The sequence below is a fragment of the Pseudoalteromonas sp. RWi3 genome (genome assembly GCF_054960735.1).
In genome coordinates this window covers 779,673-796,967 of record NZ_JBHNYL010000001.1, presented here as the reverse complement: position 1 = coordinate 796,967, position 17,295 = coordinate 779,673, and the positions used below count along the sequence as shown (strand labels likewise).

General features: G+C 37.1%; 16 protein-coding genes. 10 read left to right on the top strand and 6 right to left on the bottom strand.

The window, feature by feature from the left end; genetic code table 11:
• Positions 1-160 precede the first annotated feature (160 nt).
• Entirely contained in the window at positions 161-1,612 is a 1,452-nt protein-coding gene (locus ACFI4Z_RS03440; RefSeq protein WP_462669320.1) for a nucleoside-diphosphate sugar epimerase/dehydratase, read from the top strand.
• Between the two features lie 102 nt (positions 1,613-1,714).
• On the opposite strand, the gene ACFI4Z_RS03435 is transcribed toward ACFI4Z_RS03440, so the two are convergent.
• The 4 genes from ACFI4Z_RS03435 to ACFI4Z_RS03420 are packed head-to-tail and all read right to left on the bottom strand — an operon-like array spanning position 1,715 to position 7,017.
• Positions 1,715-2,485: a class I SAM-dependent methyltransferase gene (locus tag ACFI4Z_RS03435; protein WP_462669319.1), complete on the bottom strand. Its 771-nt coding sequence runs from the start codon at positions 2,483-2,485 to the stop codon at positions 1,715-1,717.
• Entirely contained in the window at positions 2,472-3,992 is a 1,521-nt protein-coding gene (locus ACFI4Z_RS03430; RefSeq protein ID WP_462669318.1) for a hypothetical protein, read from the bottom strand. Before ACFI4Z_RS03430 ends, ACFI4Z_RS03435 begins: the two co-directional genes overlap by 14 nt.
• A complete protein-coding gene (locus ACFI4Z_RS03425; RefSeq protein ID WP_462669317.1) occupies positions 3,989-5,086 on the bottom strand; it encodes a PglD-related sugar-binding protein in 1,098 nt (365 codons plus the stop codon). The genes ACFI4Z_RS03430 and ACFI4Z_RS03425 overlap by 4 nt, the downstream gene beginning before the upstream one ends.
• 2 nt (positions 5,087-5,088) lie before the next feature.
• The gene (locus ACFI4Z_RS03420) at positions 5,089-7,017 is read right to left on the bottom strand and encodes a dehydrogenase E1 component subunit alpha/beta (protein WP_462669316.1); all 1,929 of its coding nucleotides are present in this window, start codon (positions 7,015-7,017) and stop codon (positions 5,089-5,091) included.
• A 102-nt stretch (positions 7,018-7,119) separates the two neighbouring features.
• Between ACFI4Z_RS03420 and ACFI4Z_RS03415 the strand changes: the two genes are divergently transcribed.
• Genes ACFI4Z_RS03415 through ACFI4Z_RS03375 form a run of 9 tightly spaced genes read left to right on the top strand, consistent with a single transcriptional unit; the run spans position 7,120 to position 15,004 of the window.
• Positions 7,120-8,115: a hypothetical protein gene (locus ACFI4Z_RS03415; protein ID WP_462669315.1), complete on the top strand. Its 996-nt coding sequence runs from the start codon at positions 7,120-7,122 to the stop codon at positions 8,113-8,115.
• A 59-nt stretch (positions 8,116-8,174) separates the two neighbouring features.
• Positions 8,175-9,245 (top strand): pseudaminic acid synthase, encoded by a 1,071-nt coding sequence (pseI, locus tag ACFI4Z_RS03410; RefSeq protein ID WP_462669314.1) that lies wholly within the window; start codon positions 8,175-8,177, stop codon positions 9,243-9,245.
• Positions 9,242-9,982: a cytidylyltransferase domain-containing protein gene (locus tag ACFI4Z_RS03405; RefSeq protein ID WP_462669313.1), complete on the top strand. Its 741-nt coding sequence runs from the start codon at positions 9,242-9,244 to the stop codon at positions 9,980-9,982. Before pseI ends, ACFI4Z_RS03405 begins: the two co-directional genes overlap by 4 nt.
• A gap of 1 nt (position 9,983) precedes the next feature.
• Positions 9,984-10,532, top strand: a complete 549-nt coding sequence (locus tag ACFI4Z_RS03400) for a GNAT family N-acetyltransferase (protein ID WP_462669312.1) — start codon at positions 9,984-9,986, stop codon at positions 10,530-10,532.
• 1 nt (position 10,533) lies between these two features.
• Positions 10,534-10,773 (top strand): acyl carrier protein, encoded by a 240-nt coding sequence (locus ACFI4Z_RS03395; RefSeq protein ID WP_087530897.1) that lies wholly within the window; start codon positions 10,534-10,536, stop codon positions 10,771-10,773.
• Positions 10,766-11,512 (top strand): SDR family NAD(P)-dependent oxidoreductase, encoded by a 747-nt coding sequence (locus ACFI4Z_RS03390; protein WP_462669311.1) that lies wholly within the window; start codon positions 10,766-10,768, stop codon positions 11,510-11,512. Before ACFI4Z_RS03395 ends, ACFI4Z_RS03390 begins: the two co-directional genes overlap by 8 nt.
• Before the next feature lies 1 nt (position 11,513).
• On the top strand, positions 11,514-12,857 hold the full coding sequence (locus ACFI4Z_RS03385; RefSeq protein ID WP_462669310.1) for an AMP-binding protein: 1,344 nt from the start codon (positions 11,514-11,516) through the stop codon (positions 12,855-12,857).
• Complete coding sequence (locus ACFI4Z_RS03380) at positions 12,844-13,887, top strand: LuxE/PaaK family acyltransferase (protein ID WP_462669309.1); 1,044 nt, start codon at positions 12,844-12,846, stop codon at positions 13,885-13,887. The genes ACFI4Z_RS03385 and ACFI4Z_RS03380 overlap by 14 nt, the downstream gene beginning before the upstream one ends.
• A complete protein-coding gene (locus ACFI4Z_RS03375; RefSeq protein ID WP_462669308.1) occupies positions 13,871-15,004 on the top strand; it encodes an acyl-CoA reductase in 1,134 nt (377 codons plus the stop codon). Before ACFI4Z_RS03380 ends, ACFI4Z_RS03375 begins: the two co-directional genes overlap by 17 nt.
• On the opposite strand, the gene pseC is transcribed toward ACFI4Z_RS03375, so the two are convergent.
• Together pseC and pseB are read right to left on the bottom strand one after the other, a co-directional pair.
• Positions 14,962-16,152 (bottom strand): UDP-4-amino-4,6-dideoxy-N-acetyl-beta-L-altrosamine transaminase, encoded by a 1,191-nt coding sequence (pseC, locus tag ACFI4Z_RS03370; protein ID WP_462669363.1) that lies wholly within the window; start codon positions 16,150-16,152, stop codon positions 14,962-14,964. The genes ACFI4Z_RS03375 and pseC overlap by 43 nt on opposite strands.
• Positions 16,153-16,172: 20 nt before the next feature.
• Complete coding sequence (gene pseB, locus ACFI4Z_RS03365; RefSeq protein ID WP_462669307.1) at positions 16,173-17,174, bottom strand: UDP-N-acetylglucosamine 4,6-dehydratase (inverting); 1,002 nt, start codon at positions 17,172-17,174, stop codon at positions 16,173-16,175.
• Positions 17,175-17,295 lie beyond the last annotated feature (121 nt).

The following is a 17,295-nucleotide window of genomic DNA, read 5'->3' as shown; positions in this document are numbered from 1 at the left end:
TATGTTCTTACTCATGAAATAGAGTATTACTTGAGTAATAAACAAAGTTTTAAGTATTTGTAGTTAAGTGATTTAATTGTACCTTTATTGAGTTGAAGTTATTAATTAATCTAGGTAGATTTAGGCTATTAAATCTAAAACCCTTTAGCTGGGATAAATTATGAAAAAACACACCCTGTACATTCATGCTGGTCGTCAAAAGACTGGTACTACAGAGCTTCAGCGATTTTTTAACGATAATGTTTCTATTCTTCATGATAATGACATTTTGTATCCTCGCATGGGTTTACATAGTACAGAACAATTGAGACTTTCTTGGGAAACAAATAAGTTTATTGAAAGGTACACAAATGAACTCACTGTTAACCATAGTACTGAAAGGTATTGGGAGCTTTTGTCTGAAGATTCTTCTTTGCAAGAAAGTGACTTTTTAGTTAGCTCCGAAGGGTTTTACTGGGACTTTCACCCTAAATTTAAGAATAAGAAAATTAACTTTATAGCTTCTCTTTTCCCAGAACATCAAGTAAAAGTTATTGTTTATGTAAGAGAGCAATATGCTTTTTTAAATTCACTAAGAAATGAATACATTAAAACGGGCTATATTGATCATGATATCTGTAAAATTAGTAAAGTTATGTACTTTGAAAATGCGATTGAGGATGGACTGTGTGATTATACTTCTTGGATAGTAAACATGATCGATGTTCTAGGTAAAGACAACTTAGTTTTTAAAGAGTATGATCGCCAGAAGTTAAAAAACGGCGATATAGTTGAAGATTTCTTATCTGAAATTAATATTGATTATACTGTAGATGAAACAATTCGGCATATCAGAGACGCAAATCCAAAAATCAATGGCGATATGTTTGAATCTTTACTCACTTACATAGGTCGTTACTTTCCCAAGATCCCGCATCGTTCTCGCAACCGTCTGTGCAAAACATTACTTTCAACTTCTTTTAAAGAAATAAGCGGCCCTGTTTCTGAATTAAGTGGTAATGAAATGGTTTCATTCAGTGCCGAAAATAAAGAGCTAGCTAATAAATACTTTGCTGGAGAGGAAATCTTTCCCCATCAGTTTGATGACTTTGAGTCATTACCTGAAGATGATAACTTGAGCAAAGCGGCTCAATTAATTGGCGGTATTTGGCAAAGCAAAGAAGATAGTGAAGTTAAGCTCCTAAAGGAAAATGAAAAGCTTTGGAAATTACTTATAGGCCAACAAAGCATAAATATAGAATGTCAGATCAAAGAGTTTGAGGAATTGAAATTAAGAACCCGAATTGCGCGGATTTTGTATTATCTTCAAACTTATGCGAGTGAGAGAGTCGCAGTATTTGGCTATAATGACATTGGTGTTGGCATTGCTAAAACTTTATTAGATAGTGATATAAAAAGCTTTGAAGTTAAATGTTTCATCGATAGGTTAGGTCAAAGTTCTAGTATTTCTGGAGTTAGTGGGGTATGTGTTTATCCTATTGAAAAGTTGACGGAGCTAGATATTGATACCGTTATTTTAGCGACAGAGTCATCAGTACAAAGTATGAAAAGTGCTTTGGAGAACATAGGGTATAAAGGAAACATAATAGAGTTCGATCAATATGAGAATTGATTCCTTTACGAGTTCTTATCCATCGCTTTTTTCGAATAGTGATTTTTAAAAGAAAGCTGACAGTCATTAAATAATAAATAATAGGTGTCAGCTTAAAAATAGCTATAAAATTTTTTTCCTTGCAACCCATGCTCTTGTTTTATATTCAGCTTCAATAGAATCTATACCAGATAGCCTCTCTTTTAAAAATTCAATAAATTGAGAAAATTTATTTTCACCAAGTTGGACCCTTACATCATTTACAGATTCCCAGACTTCAATATACTCAATCACTGAAAATGTTTTTTTATTTTTACCCTCAATGTATAGAACATCTTCAAAAAGAGGTGAATCATCTAACTTTTCGAATAAGGTTTCAGTTATACCAGAAGAGCCTGAAGACACACGCTTCATTGCCGGTCTTAATGTATTAAGGTAATGTTCTATTTCGACCAATAAAGGAGAGTTATCAATAAAACGAGGATTCCAAAGTGCAACAAATAGTCCATCTGGTTTTAAAATTCGATGAAATTCCGTAGTTCCTTTTTCAAAATTAACCCAATGAAAAGAGGAAGCCATAGTGACTAAATCAACTGATTCTGATTCTAGAGTTGTATCTTCCCCATTCCCTTTTAACCATGTAATATTTTCAGTTTTATGAGCTTCAGCTTGCTGCCTCATTGCATCATTTGGTTCAACACCAAAAATTTTATTAGGCGACTTACTATTAAGCATGCGAGTCCAAATGCCAGTACCCGCTCCAACATCGGCAATGCTAGCTTCAGAGGGAGCTACTTTTAAGAGTCCATACAGAGCATCTAAGACTGAAGTTGCGTATTCAGGTCGTGTTTTATTGTATTTCTCAGCGAGCAGTGTGAAGTCACCGTGTTTCATATGAGTCTCCTAAAATAGGCTCCCAACTATCTTGGGTAGTACTATTCGTTATATTATTGATAAGTTCGATTACTTTATTTTCAGATGTATAGATATTATAAATATTTGACTTTCTTAGAGCTTTAGTACAGGAGCGCTTATTAAAAATTCTACTACTAATTTTTTCAATTACCGTAGTAAATTGCGCGTTATCTGAACAAATATAGCCAACTTGCTCTCGGTCTTTAATGTAAGATAAATGAGACCAGTTTTCGATAATTGCGTGTTCAGACGGTGATAAGAATATGACAGGCTTTAAAGTTGTAAATGCGTAAGTGTAAGCAGTTGATGATGTGTCTGATATTAAAAATTGACTTTGTGCAAAGATTTCTAGTTGCGATAGGTTTGAATCAGCAAGAGAAACCCGTTGATGAGTTTCCACTAGATTTAGCAGTTCTTTTAAAGCGCAACTTGCTTTTGATTCGCCACCTTCTTTAAGTAGCACTAAATCTTCAGGATGGGGTTGCAAAATAATATGATGATTTGGGAGTTTATCTAATAAAATTAGAAGGTATTCATGTGCATGGAATAGGCTAAACCCTTCAGGAGCTTCTGGGTTTGGTGTTAGTGATTGAGTTGGCGCGTAGATAACTCGTTTTTCTTCAGCTGACGTATTTTTAAGTTTTTCGTAGACTGAAATGTTTTGGTCTAATTTAGGATATCCAAACGGGATGAGTGTGACTTTATTACGAAGCTTTCTATTTGCTAATTTGTCTTTGAAAAAACGCATACAAGCTTTAGAAGGGATAGCAATATAATGATGTTCTGCAGCATCAATTTCATCAAAAATAGACTCACGAAACATCATCGAGTCATAAATTGCGTGTAAGAAGGTAAGCTTTTTTGACGTTGCAGGCGCCACATTAAAAAATTGTGTTGTGATAACCAGTTTACTGTCTGTTGCTAGCATTCTTTCTTGACTTGCAAGCTTATGTTGTCCAAGTAATGAGTTAGTTCTGTCTGATACTAGTTCGTAATTTTCATCTTCTTCTAGTGCTTTTAAAACAGGCTGTAAATGAGATAAAAATAGTGAGCCACGGCTCAGTATGCGAACACTAATTGTTTGACTATCCAAAGCAATAGGGCAGGTTAGAGTTTCATACTGCGCGAAATTCCCGTTACAGCTTTTGAGCTTGGCTATATTTTCTGCAAAGTTATTTTGTAATGTCGCTTCTAAGTAAACACTACAAGAATCATAGTAAAGAGGAATAATTTTAGAGCGCGTTACGCCTTTATTGATTAACCGTTCAATGGCATTTTGTGTATATTGAAAATGGGAAATAGCAGTGAAAAAGAGTGCGCTGTGATCAAATATTAACTCGTTTGCTTTAGTTAAAGGGAGTCCCATTAGTGTTTCAGTGCGAAACTCATCAACAAACCCTATTAGGTCTAATGGAAATTTCTTTAGGGTGATTGCAAGTTTTTGGGCAAAACTGCCTGCTCCAACGATATAAACTTTAGTTTTCATGAGAGAGTATAATTCGTTTTCATTTTTAGTTGGCTATTTGCTTTTATCGATTGAGTAATGACACAGCCTGATGCGATAGAACTATTTTGACCGATTTGTACATAAGGCTCAATCACTATACTTGAACCTAAAATACAACCTGATTCAACTTTAACACTGCCTGAGAGTGATACTGAGGGGCCTGTGCTTATACAGTTTTCTATTTCACAATCATGTTCAATAACAGTGTTAGAGCTAATAAAACTGCCAAACCCAATAGTTGTATTCGTGCCAATAAAGCAATTTGGGCCAATATAATTGCCAGTACCAAGATTAACGTTTTCGTCAAAAACTACACTTGGGTGTATGGCGTTAGCAAGTGGAATAGCTAAGTTGCATGCAATTTCAACCACTTTTTTTCGTGCTGCAAGGTTGCCTATGCTGCAAATCATTGAATTTGCACTATTTTTTTTAATTATATCTCCAATGTCTGCTATCTTACCGAGAACAGGGTAACCTAGGTGGAAACTATTTTGTTTCTCATCAGTGTCATCTACAAAGCCAATTATGCTGCAATTGACTTTATTGTGGAACACACTTAATAATTGGCCCGCAGCTTTTCCTGCGCCAACGATAAGTATTTTTTGTTCTTTATTTTTCTTGGTCAAAATGTCTTTTTGACTCGTAATAAGTTCATTTAACATTCTGATCTGAAACGACTGTATTATTTCTGTGGTTACAAGTTCATAATCAGAAAAATCATTGCTGTTTAAATTCAATGACTTTAATAACTCAAACGCTGGTGATGTGAAGTGCTTAGGTTTATCAAATGATTTTGTTGTAGTTGGAGTGTTTTTTGTAAGTTTATAGTTTTCTATATCTTCAGAGACTTCGGCAAAAGTCGTTCCAACTTCTACATAGTCATTTTCAGAAAATAATAAATTAATATACCCATTCCCAGATGAAGTAAGTTCGAATATAGCTTTTGAACCTTCAATTAATGCGATGGGTTGTTGTAAAGAGACAAATTCATCTTGTTTTACAAGTAGCTCTACAACTTTGACGCGTTCATCATTCGCTGCGCTACGCTCTACTTTAATTTCTGAACTTGTCATTATTAATGGTTCCAATTTAGTATAGTAGATATTATTTTATTTGTATCAGGCAACTGAGTTAATTCTATATGCAATGCGCTGGAAATCACACTGTCATCAGCTGAAATAGCTTTGCTTTTAAACTCAACTCCTTTACTGTGCAGCTGCGCAATACACTGTGAAGAAAAGTTAGCAAAATCTGTGCCTTCTTCTACGCAAAGTAGTTTTGATGTTTGGTTTAGTGATTGAATTAATAATACATCATCAAAAGGGTATAATTGACTAGGGCAAATGATTTCAGCAGCAATCTCATGATCAAATAATAACTGGCTTGCAGCTGTTTCAGCATGAGAAAGCATTCCGCCATAACAGAGTAAAGTTATATTTGCTGTACATTTAGGCTTAATTACGATGGTTTTTGAATGCTTGCAGTATAGTCTTTCAAAGCCTAATAAAGGTTCAACAGGCTTTGCATAATCAGATTTATTTTCTAGTATTAACGTAGGTTGGTGTACTGTGTAAATTGCCTTTAGTGCATCTTCATTCAATAGATAATTTATAGCAAATACATTCAGGTTGGGGATACCTAAAAAGTGTTTCTCAGGACTTTGACTATGAGTTGCCCCATAACCTCTTCGACCACCAGTTGGAGTTCTAATTATAAAAGGCAGAGAGTGGTTTAATTTAAAAAGTTTACTGAACTTGCTTGCACTATTTAGTAGTTGATCAAATGTGAGTGTCAAAAAGTCGGCGAACATAATTTCAACTATTGGTGTGAAACCTGACATAGCCATACCTATAGCTTTGCCTGTGATTGCTGATTCACTTATTGGTGTATTCCAAACCTGACCAGGATAACGAGTTGATAAACCCTCTGTTATCTTAAAAGCTCCGCCGTAAGGCGATTCAATATCCTCACCAAAGATTACGTGTTTTTTGTTATTTTTTAAAAGGTTATCTAATGTTCTGTTGATACGGTTTTTGAGTAAAAGTCTGGAAGGTTCAATAGGCTTAATGGATGGCTTTTGAAAAGCAATGTTGTTAGTAAAGTAGTCTATCGATGCAGTAGGCAATTGATTTGCGTGTTCAAAAGCTTTTTTTATTTGATTAGTAACTTTTTCTTCTATCCGTTGTTTAGTATCTGGGTCTATAGAGTTTAACCAGTTATTTAAAGGGTCTTTACGCCAAAGAATAGCTAATTCCTCTTTGCTACGAGTATCGTCACCTTTAGAATGAGAGTGAAGCCTTTGAGTATGAATTAGATGGAAAACAGGGATGTTTTCTCTTACTAAACTTGTTGCTTCTTTGGTTGTTTCTATATGTTTTTCTGGATCATTTGTTGAACTCTCAAATGTTACTAAACCAAAGCCCTCAGCTCTGCGAGTTAGGCTGCCAGTTTGTACTTTAGAAGTAATTGTTGATTGTGAGATCTTGTTTGATTCACATATGATATATATAGGTAACTTGTAAACTTGGGCAAGGTTCATTGCTTCATAAATGACCCCTTCACCGAAAGCCCCGTCACCTAAAAAGAGCGTAACAATATTATTTTGTTTCTTTTGCTTTTTAGCGTAGGCGATCCCGCAAGCTATTGGAGCTGTACTGCCTAATATTCCATTACTAAAAAAACCATCTATATACAGATGTTGACTACCACCGTGACCACCACAAATTGCAGACTGTTTGCTTGTTAATTCAGCAAAAAAGTCACCTAATAGGGTTGGGAAGCAACTTAAAAAATGACCATGACCTCGATGATTTGAAACAAGAAAGTCACCTTTCAAATAAGCATATTCGGCAATAGTAGCACCTACTAACTCTTGTCCAATACATGTATGTATGGTGCCATTTATTTTACCTTGCTCGAATAATTTGAGAAGACGCTGCTCAGAACGTCTGACTAATAAAGCTGTCGACCACAATGTCTCAGGAATTGAAAGTGTGTTTTTCATAATAAAACTTAAGATTATGGTATGCTTATATCATAGTAAAACATTTATGAGTTAGTGCCAAGTTATTGAATATTCTGTGGCGAACTCCCAAGGTTGCTAAATTTGATTTTCTATATTTATGCAAATTCAAGCTCAAAAATAGGTTTAGGACATGTTGTTCGGCAAGGTGTATTAGCCCATGAACTAATAAAAAGAGGGTATATAGTTAATTTTGTCTATTTAGTTAGAGCTGGTGATGGCAATTATTCATTTAAAATACCTAAAGTAAATTATCAAAAAATTGATAGTATTTCATCGCTTCAAAACATGCCTCTGAATAGTGTATTAATAATAGATGACTATGAACTTACCGAGTCGCAATGGCTGCACTGTCATAAAATAGCTCCTTCATTAGTGTTTTTTGATGATGGTGTCGGTCGACCCATTCAACCAGTAGACTTAGTTGTCAATATGAGTGATGGAACTAATATGCGGCCCATTGGTAAAGTTAATCTCAATGGCGCTAAGTTTCGTCTGATAAGGGATGAAATTAAGCAGTACAGTAGCTTACCTTTTTGTCATGATGAGGGTTTGAGTGAGTTAACAGTAACAGTTATGCTTGGAGCAAATGATGTGATGGGTCTTTTACCTTCTGTTTGTAAGCTATTGAACGAGTGTGGTCAAATTAAGAATATTAGAATTCTAACAGTGCTAAGTAAATCAGTAGTACATGAGAGCATTTTACAAAGCAAAGTTAACTTGGATAAAATTCAAGTACTATCAAATTCAAAGTCTTTAGGTAAAGAAATGAAATCATGTCACTTTGCTATTTGTGCAGCGGGCGGCGCTTTATACGAGTATTTATGTTTGGGAGTGCCAACCATCGCGCTAATAGTTGCAGATAATCAAGCTAGTGCTCTAAGTAATAAAAATATAAATGAAAGTTGTATCACGCTTGATGAACGGGGAATACTCGACAAATCAACATTAAAAGCCGCTATTAATAGGTTGGTAAAGAATAAGAGTGAACGTAGAACCTTTTCAAAATCATCACAACGATTGTTTGATGGCTTAGGCGCGAAGCGTATAGTTGATTATATAGAATTAAATATCTCCTAAACAGAATGGTGTTTTGGACGATAACAATAAGTAACAAGCAAACAAAGTGAAGGTGTTAAGTGGCAATAAGTCATAAATTTAAACAAGCAATTGAAATTGATGGTCGCGTAATCGATGCTGACAGTTCTCCTTATATTATTGCTGAGCTTTCAGGAAATCATGGCGGTAGTTTAGCGCATGCACTTAAATTAATCGACGTTGCGGCAAAGACAGGGGTTGATGCACTTAAAATCCAGACTTACAAACCGGATACGATCACTTTAGATCATGATGGCCCTGAGTTCATCGTAAAAGAAAAACTTTGGCGAGGTCGAAAGTTATATGATTTATACCAAGAAGCACACACGCCTTGGGAATGGCATGAAGCTTTATTTAATCGTGCAAAAGAAAACAATATAACGCTATTTTCATCGCCATTTGATAAGACAGCTATCGATTTGTTGGAAGACCTAAATTGTCCAGCATATAAGATAGCATCTTTTGAATTGACAGATATTGGTTTGATACAATATGCAGTGAGTACAGGTAAGCCTATTATAATGTCTACTGGCATGGCGACACTTGAGGAAATTAAAGAGGCTGTTACTGCAGTTGCTGATGCAGGTGGAAAGCAGTTGGTTGTATTACACTGCATAAGTGGTTATCCAACGCCAATCAGTGATTGTAACTTAATGACATTACTAGACTTAAAAACACAGCTTGGTGTGCCTGTGGGGTTGAGCGATCATAGTTTGGCTGATACTGCAGCAATAACCGCAACAGCTTTGGGTGCATGTGTTATTGAAAAGCATTTTAAATTAAAAGGTGATACGACTAGTGTAGATGCTGCCTTTTCTTTGGATGAAGAAGAGTTCTCACAGTTAGTTAATCGTGTTAGAGATACACATGTTTGCTTGGGAAGTCCTAGTTATCGTTTAGCTAAAAGTGAACAAGATAATGTGTCGTTTCGGCGCTCGCTTTATGTTGCAAAAAATATCAAAGCCGGCGAGCTATTTACAGAGCAAAATATTCGCTCTGTGCGGCCTGGACTTGGCCTACATCCGCGTTACTTAGATGAGCTTGTCGGTAAACCTGCTAAGCAGGAGCTATCTAAAGGTACAGCGATGAAGCTGGAGTATTTTCAGAAATGAAAGTGATTGCTTGCTCACAAGCTCGGTATGATTCCAAAAGGCTACCAGGAAAAGTGCTACAAACTGTTAGTAACCAATCGTTGTTGCAATACCATATAACACGTCTTAAATCGGCAAAAAATATTACCGAACATGTAATTGCAACGAGTGATCATAATAATGACGATGATGTTGCTGTGCATTGTTTAAAACTAGGAGTCAGGGTTTTTCGCGGGAGTAAGCTTAATGTGTTGCAACGCTTTACTGATGTTGTGCGGGTGCTTGGTTTGGATGATGATGATCGTATTGTACGTTTGACTGCTGATTGCCCGTTAGTAGATGCTCAACTTGTTGATCAATTAATCGCTTATCATCTTGAGCGAGGCGACGATTATTCGAGCCTGTACATCGGCGAGCATATCCGTGGTTTTGATGCAGAGATAATGTCAGTTAAGGCGTTAAAAATGGCAGCAAAAAATGCTGTGGAAGATTATCAAAAAGAGCATGTAACGCCTTATTTGTATCAGCATCCAAAGCAATTTAAAGTTAGTCAATATAAAGCACCATGTGATCACCAAAGTAATGCGCGATTATGTATTGATGAGCCAAGAGATTTGCAGATGTTTACACAATTAGTGACGGCTTATCCCAGAGATATTAGCGTAGCTAAGTACATTGATATTTTAGATTTTTTAAAACACCACCCTGAAATAGCTTTGCTCAATCAAGATGTTAAACAAAAAAAGTTAGGTGAATAACGTGCGTCTTTCTCGATTAGCAAATTATGCAGTACAGCTAAAGGAAGTTAAAGAAAGTGATTGTGAGCGCGTTTGGCAATGGCGAAACCTTGAGCATGTTCGAACCCAAATGAAGAATAGGGGTGCTATAGAGTGGCAGCATCATCAACAATGGTTTAATTCGATGCTTGTAGATGATAAGCAGCAGCACTTTATTATTCATTATAAAGCCACAGCAATTGGTGTAATTAATATTCACGCAGAGCACAACCTTGAAATTGCCGAGTCGGCGAGTATTGGTATTTATATTTCTGATACACAATACCTAAATAATATACTGGCCTTTGCGCCGTCTTTAGTTATGCTGGATTATGCGTTTAATGATTTGAATATGTTATATTTACACTCAGAAGTAAGGCGGGAAAACCAGGCTGCAATTCGCTATAATCAACAACTTGGCTATCAGCTCAAAGAACACCCAAGTGATAATCATATGCTCAGCATTTCACTCAATCAATCAGAGTTTGAGCAAGCAACAACTAAAATAAAGCACTTTTTAAATCGAGGTTAATGTGTCATTAGAAAAGCTCACCACTGCATTTGTTAACGTATTAGAGATCACACCAGAAGAGGTGTGTAATGAACTTAGTTATTCTGAGCATCCTAAATGGGATTCAATGAGCCATATGATGTTGATTGCAGAGCTCGAAGGCGAATTTGATATTATGCTTGATACGGATGATATTATAGATATGAGCTCATTTTTAAAAGCCCAGCAAATTTTAGCTAAGTACGGAGTGTCATTTGAATAAGAGCGCTACTTATACGTTGATCACAGGTGCTAACAGCGGCATAGGGTTTGCCATTGCAAACAATCTTGTAGCGCAACATAAAGCTGTAATTCTGGTTGCTCGAAATGCTGAAAAGCTAAACATTGCGCGCGAGCAATTACTATTAAGTCATCCCATGGCAAATATACTCACAGAGATTACTGATTTAGGTGATAGTGCAGATATAAAACAACTGTTTAGTTCTATTTCTCAGCAGAAGATTAATCTTGAAGGGGTTGTGCATTGTGCTGGTGATATGCTTGAAGCTCCTTTGCTGATGAGCCGTGATGCGCAGATTGATCAACAATATCAAATACATTTAAAAGCAGCACTATTACTTTGCCAAGGCGCTAGCAAACTGATGCTTCGTAAAAAATGCGGTAGTATCGTGTTAGTTAGTTCTGTTGTTGCAGAGCAAGGTAGTAGCGGTCAAGTTGTCTATGCAAGTATGAAAGCCGCTATTAAAGGGTTGGTGACAAGTTTAGCGCAGGAACTAGGAAGTTATAATATTCGTGTTAATGCTCTTGCCCCTGGAGTGATTGAAACACCGTTAGTCGCTCATTTTGATGATGTAAAGAAACAGCAACTCAGTCAACGAACCGCACTTAAACGTTTAGGGAAAGGTGAAGATATCGCTAATGTAGCGGCATTTTTGTTAAGCAGTCAAGCGGCTTATATTACGGGGCAAACAATTGCGGTTGATGGCGGATTAAGGTTGTAATATGGCTGGAATGTTCTGGCAACTAACAGCAATAAATCCTCAAGGACGACTGTTTTATGGTACTCAGGCAATTGATTATATAGAACTTGAACAGCAAGTAAGCGATGCTCAAAGTGTATTACCAATCGAGCGCGAATTGATTGCACTGGTTGCAAATTCTTCACTTAATTTTATTGTTTATTATCTAGCATTACTACGAACGCATCATGTTGTCCTTTTAATTGATCCGTCATTAAGTGACACAGAAAAACACGCTTTATACGATCATTATCAAGTTAACTTTATAATTATAGATCAAACTATTCAGCCATTTAGCAAGATAAAACATAAGCTTGCAGCTGAACTCAGTGTGCTTTTATCTACCAGCGGTTCAACTGGTTCGCCAAAGCTGGTTAAGTTAAGTAAAGCAAATATTGCGGCCAATTGTGCCTCAATCTGTGAGTTTTTACCGATAAAAAGTAGCGATGTAACAATGACATTTTTGCCGCTTTCATATTCATTCGGGTTGTCTATTTTGCACAGTCACTTGGCGTGTGGCGCCTCGATAGTCATACAAAAGGAGAGCCCAATGTCAGCAGGTTTTTGGCAGCAGTTCCAAAAATTTAAAGTAAATAGCTTTTACGGTGTGCCATTTAGTTTTCAGTTGTTGGTGCGACTGGGTTTAGAAAAACTACCCTTACAGCAAATTCGCTACATGGCGCAAGCTGGTGGAAAGCTGCTTGAGAAACAGTGGCAGGCCCTTGCTAATTTCACAGAGGCTACTGATGTCGAGTTTTATACTATGTATGGACAAACAGAAGCTACTGCACGAATTGCTTATTTGCCCGCTGAGTTTTTTTCTACAAATACAGGGGTAATAGGTCAAGCTATTCCCAATACAAAGTTGTCTCTCATTGATGGAGTCGAGCAAGAAATTACTGCCTGTAATACGCCTGGAGAGTTGTGTGTGGTTGGCGAGAACGTATTTGGTGGTTATGCGAAGTCTGTGGCAGAACTGAATACATTCACGCAAAATTTACCGTTAAAAACAGGCGATATTGCACAACGTCTAGAGAACGGCTTTTATCAAATAGTGGGTCGTTCTAAACGTATTTGTAAACTTGCGGGTAAGCGTATTAATCTTGATGAAGTACAAGCCTGGATCAGCACAGAGCTTGCATCAGAAGTTATTTGTACAGGAAGTGAAGATGCGTTTAATGTATATGTCACTGAACGCACGGATGTTGATGTAAAAAAAATGCTCGCCGACAAGCTCAAATGTCACAGTCGTTTAATTAGTGTCATTTACTTGCAAACTATCCCTAGGCTTAGCAACGGCAAGGTAGACTATCATGCACTTAACTGATGAACAGTTACTAGAATTACCCGTATATGGTTTAGCGAATAATGAAAAGCAAGCTTTTTTACATAGCCAACTTACCTTTTTAGATAGTCACCATAAGAAACATTGTGCGCCTTATCAGCGTTTGCAGCAATCATTTGCAGACACAATGCCATTAGCTGTACCATTATTTAAGCAATTTTTATTATCCAGCATATCAGAAAAGCACCAGCATCGATTATTAACCTCCTCAGGCACCAGTGGGGCTGCATCTAAAATATCTTTAGATGCGCAGACAGCTCAGTTACAAAGTAAAATTTTGACAAAAACTTTACAGCATTGGCTAGGTAAACAACGTTTGCCAATGCTTGTTATTGATGCAAAAGAGACGATACGAAAAAAAACAACAATGTCTGCTCGTGCAGCTGGTATTCAAGGCATGTTATTTTTTGGTCGTGATCCGCATTTTGCTTTAAACGATGACATGACTTTAAACATGCCTGTGATTGATGCTTTTTTTGAAAAGTACAGGGCAACGCCAGTGTTTATGTTTGGTTTTACTTTTATTGTTTGGCAGCAATTTATTCAGGCATTGACTAAATGCGATAAAAACATGAAATTTGAAAATGGGGTCTTATTGCATGGTGGTGGCTGGAAAAAAATGCAACAACACGCAGTGAGCAATAAGGCATTTAAACAAGCCGTAGCTGAGCAACTAGGTGCTATTGATGTGCATGATTACTATGGCATGGTAGAACAGACGGGCACAATTTACATTGAATGTGAGCATGGTTTTTTACATACACCAGCTTGGTCTGATATTAGTATTGTTGATGCTGCCACACAGCAGCCTTTACCTACTAATACGCAAGGGGTGATCCAAGTTGAGTCAGTGCTTGCTAAAAGCTACCCAGGACACCGTTTATTAACCGAGGATTTAGGCACTTTGCATGGTGAAGATAATTGCCAATGCGGCCGACTGGGTAAATACTTTACGGTACAAGGGCGGTTAGCTAAATCACAAGTTAGGGGCTGTAGTGACACCTTTATTTAAACATACCTCATTACAGCAATTGCAGGGGAATTTTACGCAGTTATCACCGCAGGCAGTGCCGTTTCAAGATGATACTGTTGCTGATATTGCTGCTTTCTCACAGTTCTTGTTGAAAAAGCAGCAATCGAATGCAATATCAGCACTGGGGTTTTGGTGTCGAAAGGCAAATATACTTGCTATGAAAAAACACTACGTGGCGCTAAATCATAGTCAGCCAAGAGGATTGGTGTTTCATATTACTCCGGCTAATGTAGATACAGTGTATTTTTATAGTTTACTACTGAGTATGCTCTGTGGTAACTGTAATATTGTGAGGATCAGTGATCGCAGTGGCGAGCAAACTTATCAGTTGATAGCTTTACTGAATGAATTTTTATCCTTGCATCCATACTCGGTATTAAACTCATTGTGTGCCATTGTATCTTATCCAAGTAATGCGCAGGATATCACTGAGCATTTTAGTGAGCATTGCGATATGCGGATCATCTGGGGTGGCGATGATGCAATAGGAAAAATCAATCAACAAGCCAATGTTCAACACCAAGTATGCTTCCCTGATCGATACTCGTTAGCTGTCATTCGTCTTTCGACAAATCTCGATGTTGATCTTGCTGTGACACGTTTTATTCGTGACTTTAACGCTTTCTCTCAACAAGCTTGTTCTTCACCTAAAGCTATCTTGTGGTATCAGACATCCTTAGAGTTACAGCAGTTATTTTGGCAGGCACTTCGCTTAGCTCTTAGTAAAGATGAATCACAGTTTAGCCTAACGGCAAAAGCCAATCGTTTATATCATTTACAGCAGTTAATTTTACTTGCGAATATTAATATACAAGCGATTGATAAATATTCTGAATTTATGCGTTGTGAATTACTGACATTTTTACCAGATATGCTATTACATCACCAAGGTGATGGTTTGATTTTGTCTTATCAACTGCAGCGTTTAGAATTAAATAAAACGGATAAATTACAAACTATTAGTTGTTTTGGATTAAACCCTAGTGAACAAAATCAACTTGCTACAGCTGCAGTCAGAACGATTGCTTTAGGACAAGCGCTCACATTTGATCATTATTGGGATGGTGTGGATTTACTCGAAGAACTAAGTTGTTGATAAAGACTCTTAACTGTACTTTTAACCGTGCTAATTTCTTGCTCTGTAAGTGCAGGGTGTAAAGGTATAGTAATAGCTTGAGAATAGTATTTCATCGCATTTGGGAAGGTTGATTTAGCAAAGCCCAGCTGTTGATAGAAAGGCTGCAAAAAGATTGGAATATAGTGCAAATGAGCTTGTATGCCCTGAGCTCTAAGTTGTTTAATCATCGTAGCCTGCTGCGTTTGATTGCTAAATTCTAAGCGTAAAATATATAAATGGTAACTGCTGTAACACTCTTCAGTGACTAAAAGCGAATGCATGTTTTGCTCAGAAAAAAAACTATCGAATCGTTTGGCAATCAGGTTTCGTTTATTCACAAAGTTGTCGAGTTGCTTTAACTGGCTTAACCCAAGCGCAGCTTGTAAATCAGTCATTCGATAGTTAAAACCAAGCTCAATTTGCTGGTAGTACCAAGGGCCATGACTTGGCTCGGTCATTTCAGTTGGATCAGATATAATGCCGTGACTTCTTAGTCGTTTTAAACTTTTTGCTAAATGATCATCATTGGTAACAGCCATGCCGCCTTCAGCAGATGTAATAATTTTAACGGGGTGAAAGCTAAAAACAGTAATGTCTGAGTAATCGCAACTGCCAACGGGTTTATTTTTATATTTGGCACCAATAGCATGAGATGCATCTTCAATAACCTTAAAACCATACTCTTTGGCAAGTTCATTGATTGCTACCATATCGCATGATTGGCCTGCTAAATGAACAGGGATGATAACCTTTGGTAAGCAATTATTTTTTTTGGCTAGAAGTAATTTTTTTTCTAGTTCCAAAACTGACATATTGCCTGTATTTAAATCAATATCGACAAAATCGACTTGGGCTCCACAATAAAGGGCGCAATTAGCGGATGCAACAAAAGAAATCGGAGAGGTCCAAACAATATCTCCCTTGCCAACGCCTAACGCTAAGCAAGCAATATGTAATGCTGATGTAGCACTATTAACTGCAACACTGTGTTTTGCTTTGCAATAACTGGCAACAGCACCTTCAAATGCCGGTACTTTTGGGCCTTGAGTGAGCCAGTCTGACTTTAATACATCAATAACAGCATCAATATCAGCTTGTGAAATACTTTGCTTACCGTAGGGAATAATTTTATTTCTCATTGTATTATCTACAACAAAGCTTGTACGTTAAAGTTTTTAATCTCTTTTATACTCATGTACTTAGAGTTATCGAGTGAGTTATATTCAAAACCTTGCGCCACTTTTTCACCTTTTTCGCCCAGTGCGTTCACGGTAAAGTCATTACTTCGGCTACTGAACTTGATCCCAGGGGCAATTACAAAGTGATCATTGTATTCATAGGTTTCAAAACATAAATCGGCAGGGCACATTACTTCATGTAATTTTTCACCAGGTCGAATGCCTACTATTTTAATCGGTAGATCAGGTGCCATTGCTTCGGCTAAATCTGTAATTCGGATTGAGGGAATCTTAGGCACAAAAATTTCACCGCCGAGCATACGTTCAAAATTAGTTAATACAAAATCCACGCCTTGTTGCAGGCTTATCCAAAACCGAGTCATTTCATTGTGAGTTATAGGAATATGATCACGGCCCTGGTCAATAAACTTTTGAAAGATAGGTACAACAGATCCGCGTGAACAAACAACATTGCCATAACGCACAACTGAGAAGGTAGTTTGATTTCCACCTGCAATATTATTTGCAGCAACAAAGAGTTTGTCAGAGGCAAGCTTTGTTGCACCGTATAAGTTGATTGGATTAGCGGCTTTATCAGTTGAGAGCGCTATTACTTTTTCCACATCATTATCAAGGGCGGCATCAATAACGTTTTCAGCCCCATTTATATTGGTTTTGATGCATTCCATAGGGTTGTATTCGGCGGCCGGCACTTGTTTAAGGGCTGCGGCATGTATAACGTAATTAACACCCCGCATAGCTCTTCTTAAGCGGTCTTTATCGCGGACATCACCGATAAAATAACGCATGCATGGTTGATCAAACTCTTGTTGCATTTCGAACTGTTTAAGTTCATCACGCGAGAAGATAATGATCTTTTTCGGGTTGTATCGCTCAAGTAGAGTTTTTACGTATTTTTTACCGAATGATCCGGTACCACCGGTAATTAGAATTGTTTTGTTATCGAACATAATGTTATCCAAGTTATTTATCATTGGCGTTTTTATACGCATTGTGAAATTTTGGCACTTTTCTCAGTACTTTACATATTAACTTAGTTTGATAGCAAGCACGATGCCAAGTTAATTTAAT

Excerpts from the sequence above, each read along its gene's own strand:
- ACFI4Z_RS03440 (WP_462669320.1), top strand. The coding sequence starts at position 161 with ATGAAAAAACACACCCTGTACATTCATGCTGGTCGTCAAAAGACTGGT.
- ACFI4Z_RS03435 (WP_462669319.1), bottom strand. The coding sequence starts at position 2,485 with ATGAAACACGGTGACTTCACACTGCTCGCTGAGAAATACAATAAAACA.
- ACFI4Z_RS03430 (WP_462669318.1), bottom strand. The coding sequence starts at position 3,992 with ATGAAAACTAAAGTTTATATCGTTGGAGCAGGCAGTTTTGCCCAAAAA.
- ACFI4Z_RS03425 (WP_462669317.1), bottom strand. The coding sequence starts at position 5,086 with ATGACAAGTTCAGAAATTAAAGTAGAGCGTAGCGCAGCGAATGATGAA.
- ACFI4Z_RS03420 (WP_462669316.1), bottom strand. The coding sequence starts at position 7,017 with ATGAAAAACACACTTTCAATTCCTGAGACATTGTGGTCGACAGCTTTA.
- ACFI4Z_RS03405 (WP_462669313.1), top strand. The coding sequence starts at position 9,242 with ATGAAAGTGATTGCTTGCTCACAAGCTCGGTATGATTCCAAAAGGCTA.
- ACFI4Z_RS03385 (WP_462669310.1), top strand. The coding sequence starts at position 11,514 with ATGGCTGGAATGTTCTGGCAACTAACAGCAATAAATCCTCAAGGACGA.
- ACFI4Z_RS03380 (WP_462669309.1), top strand. The coding sequence starts at position 12,844 with ATGCACTTAACTGATGAACAGTTACTAGAATTACCCGTATATGGTTTA.
- pseB (WP_462669307.1), bottom strand. The coding sequence starts at position 17,174 with ATGTTCGATAACAAAACAATTCTAATTACCGGTGGTACCGGATCATTC.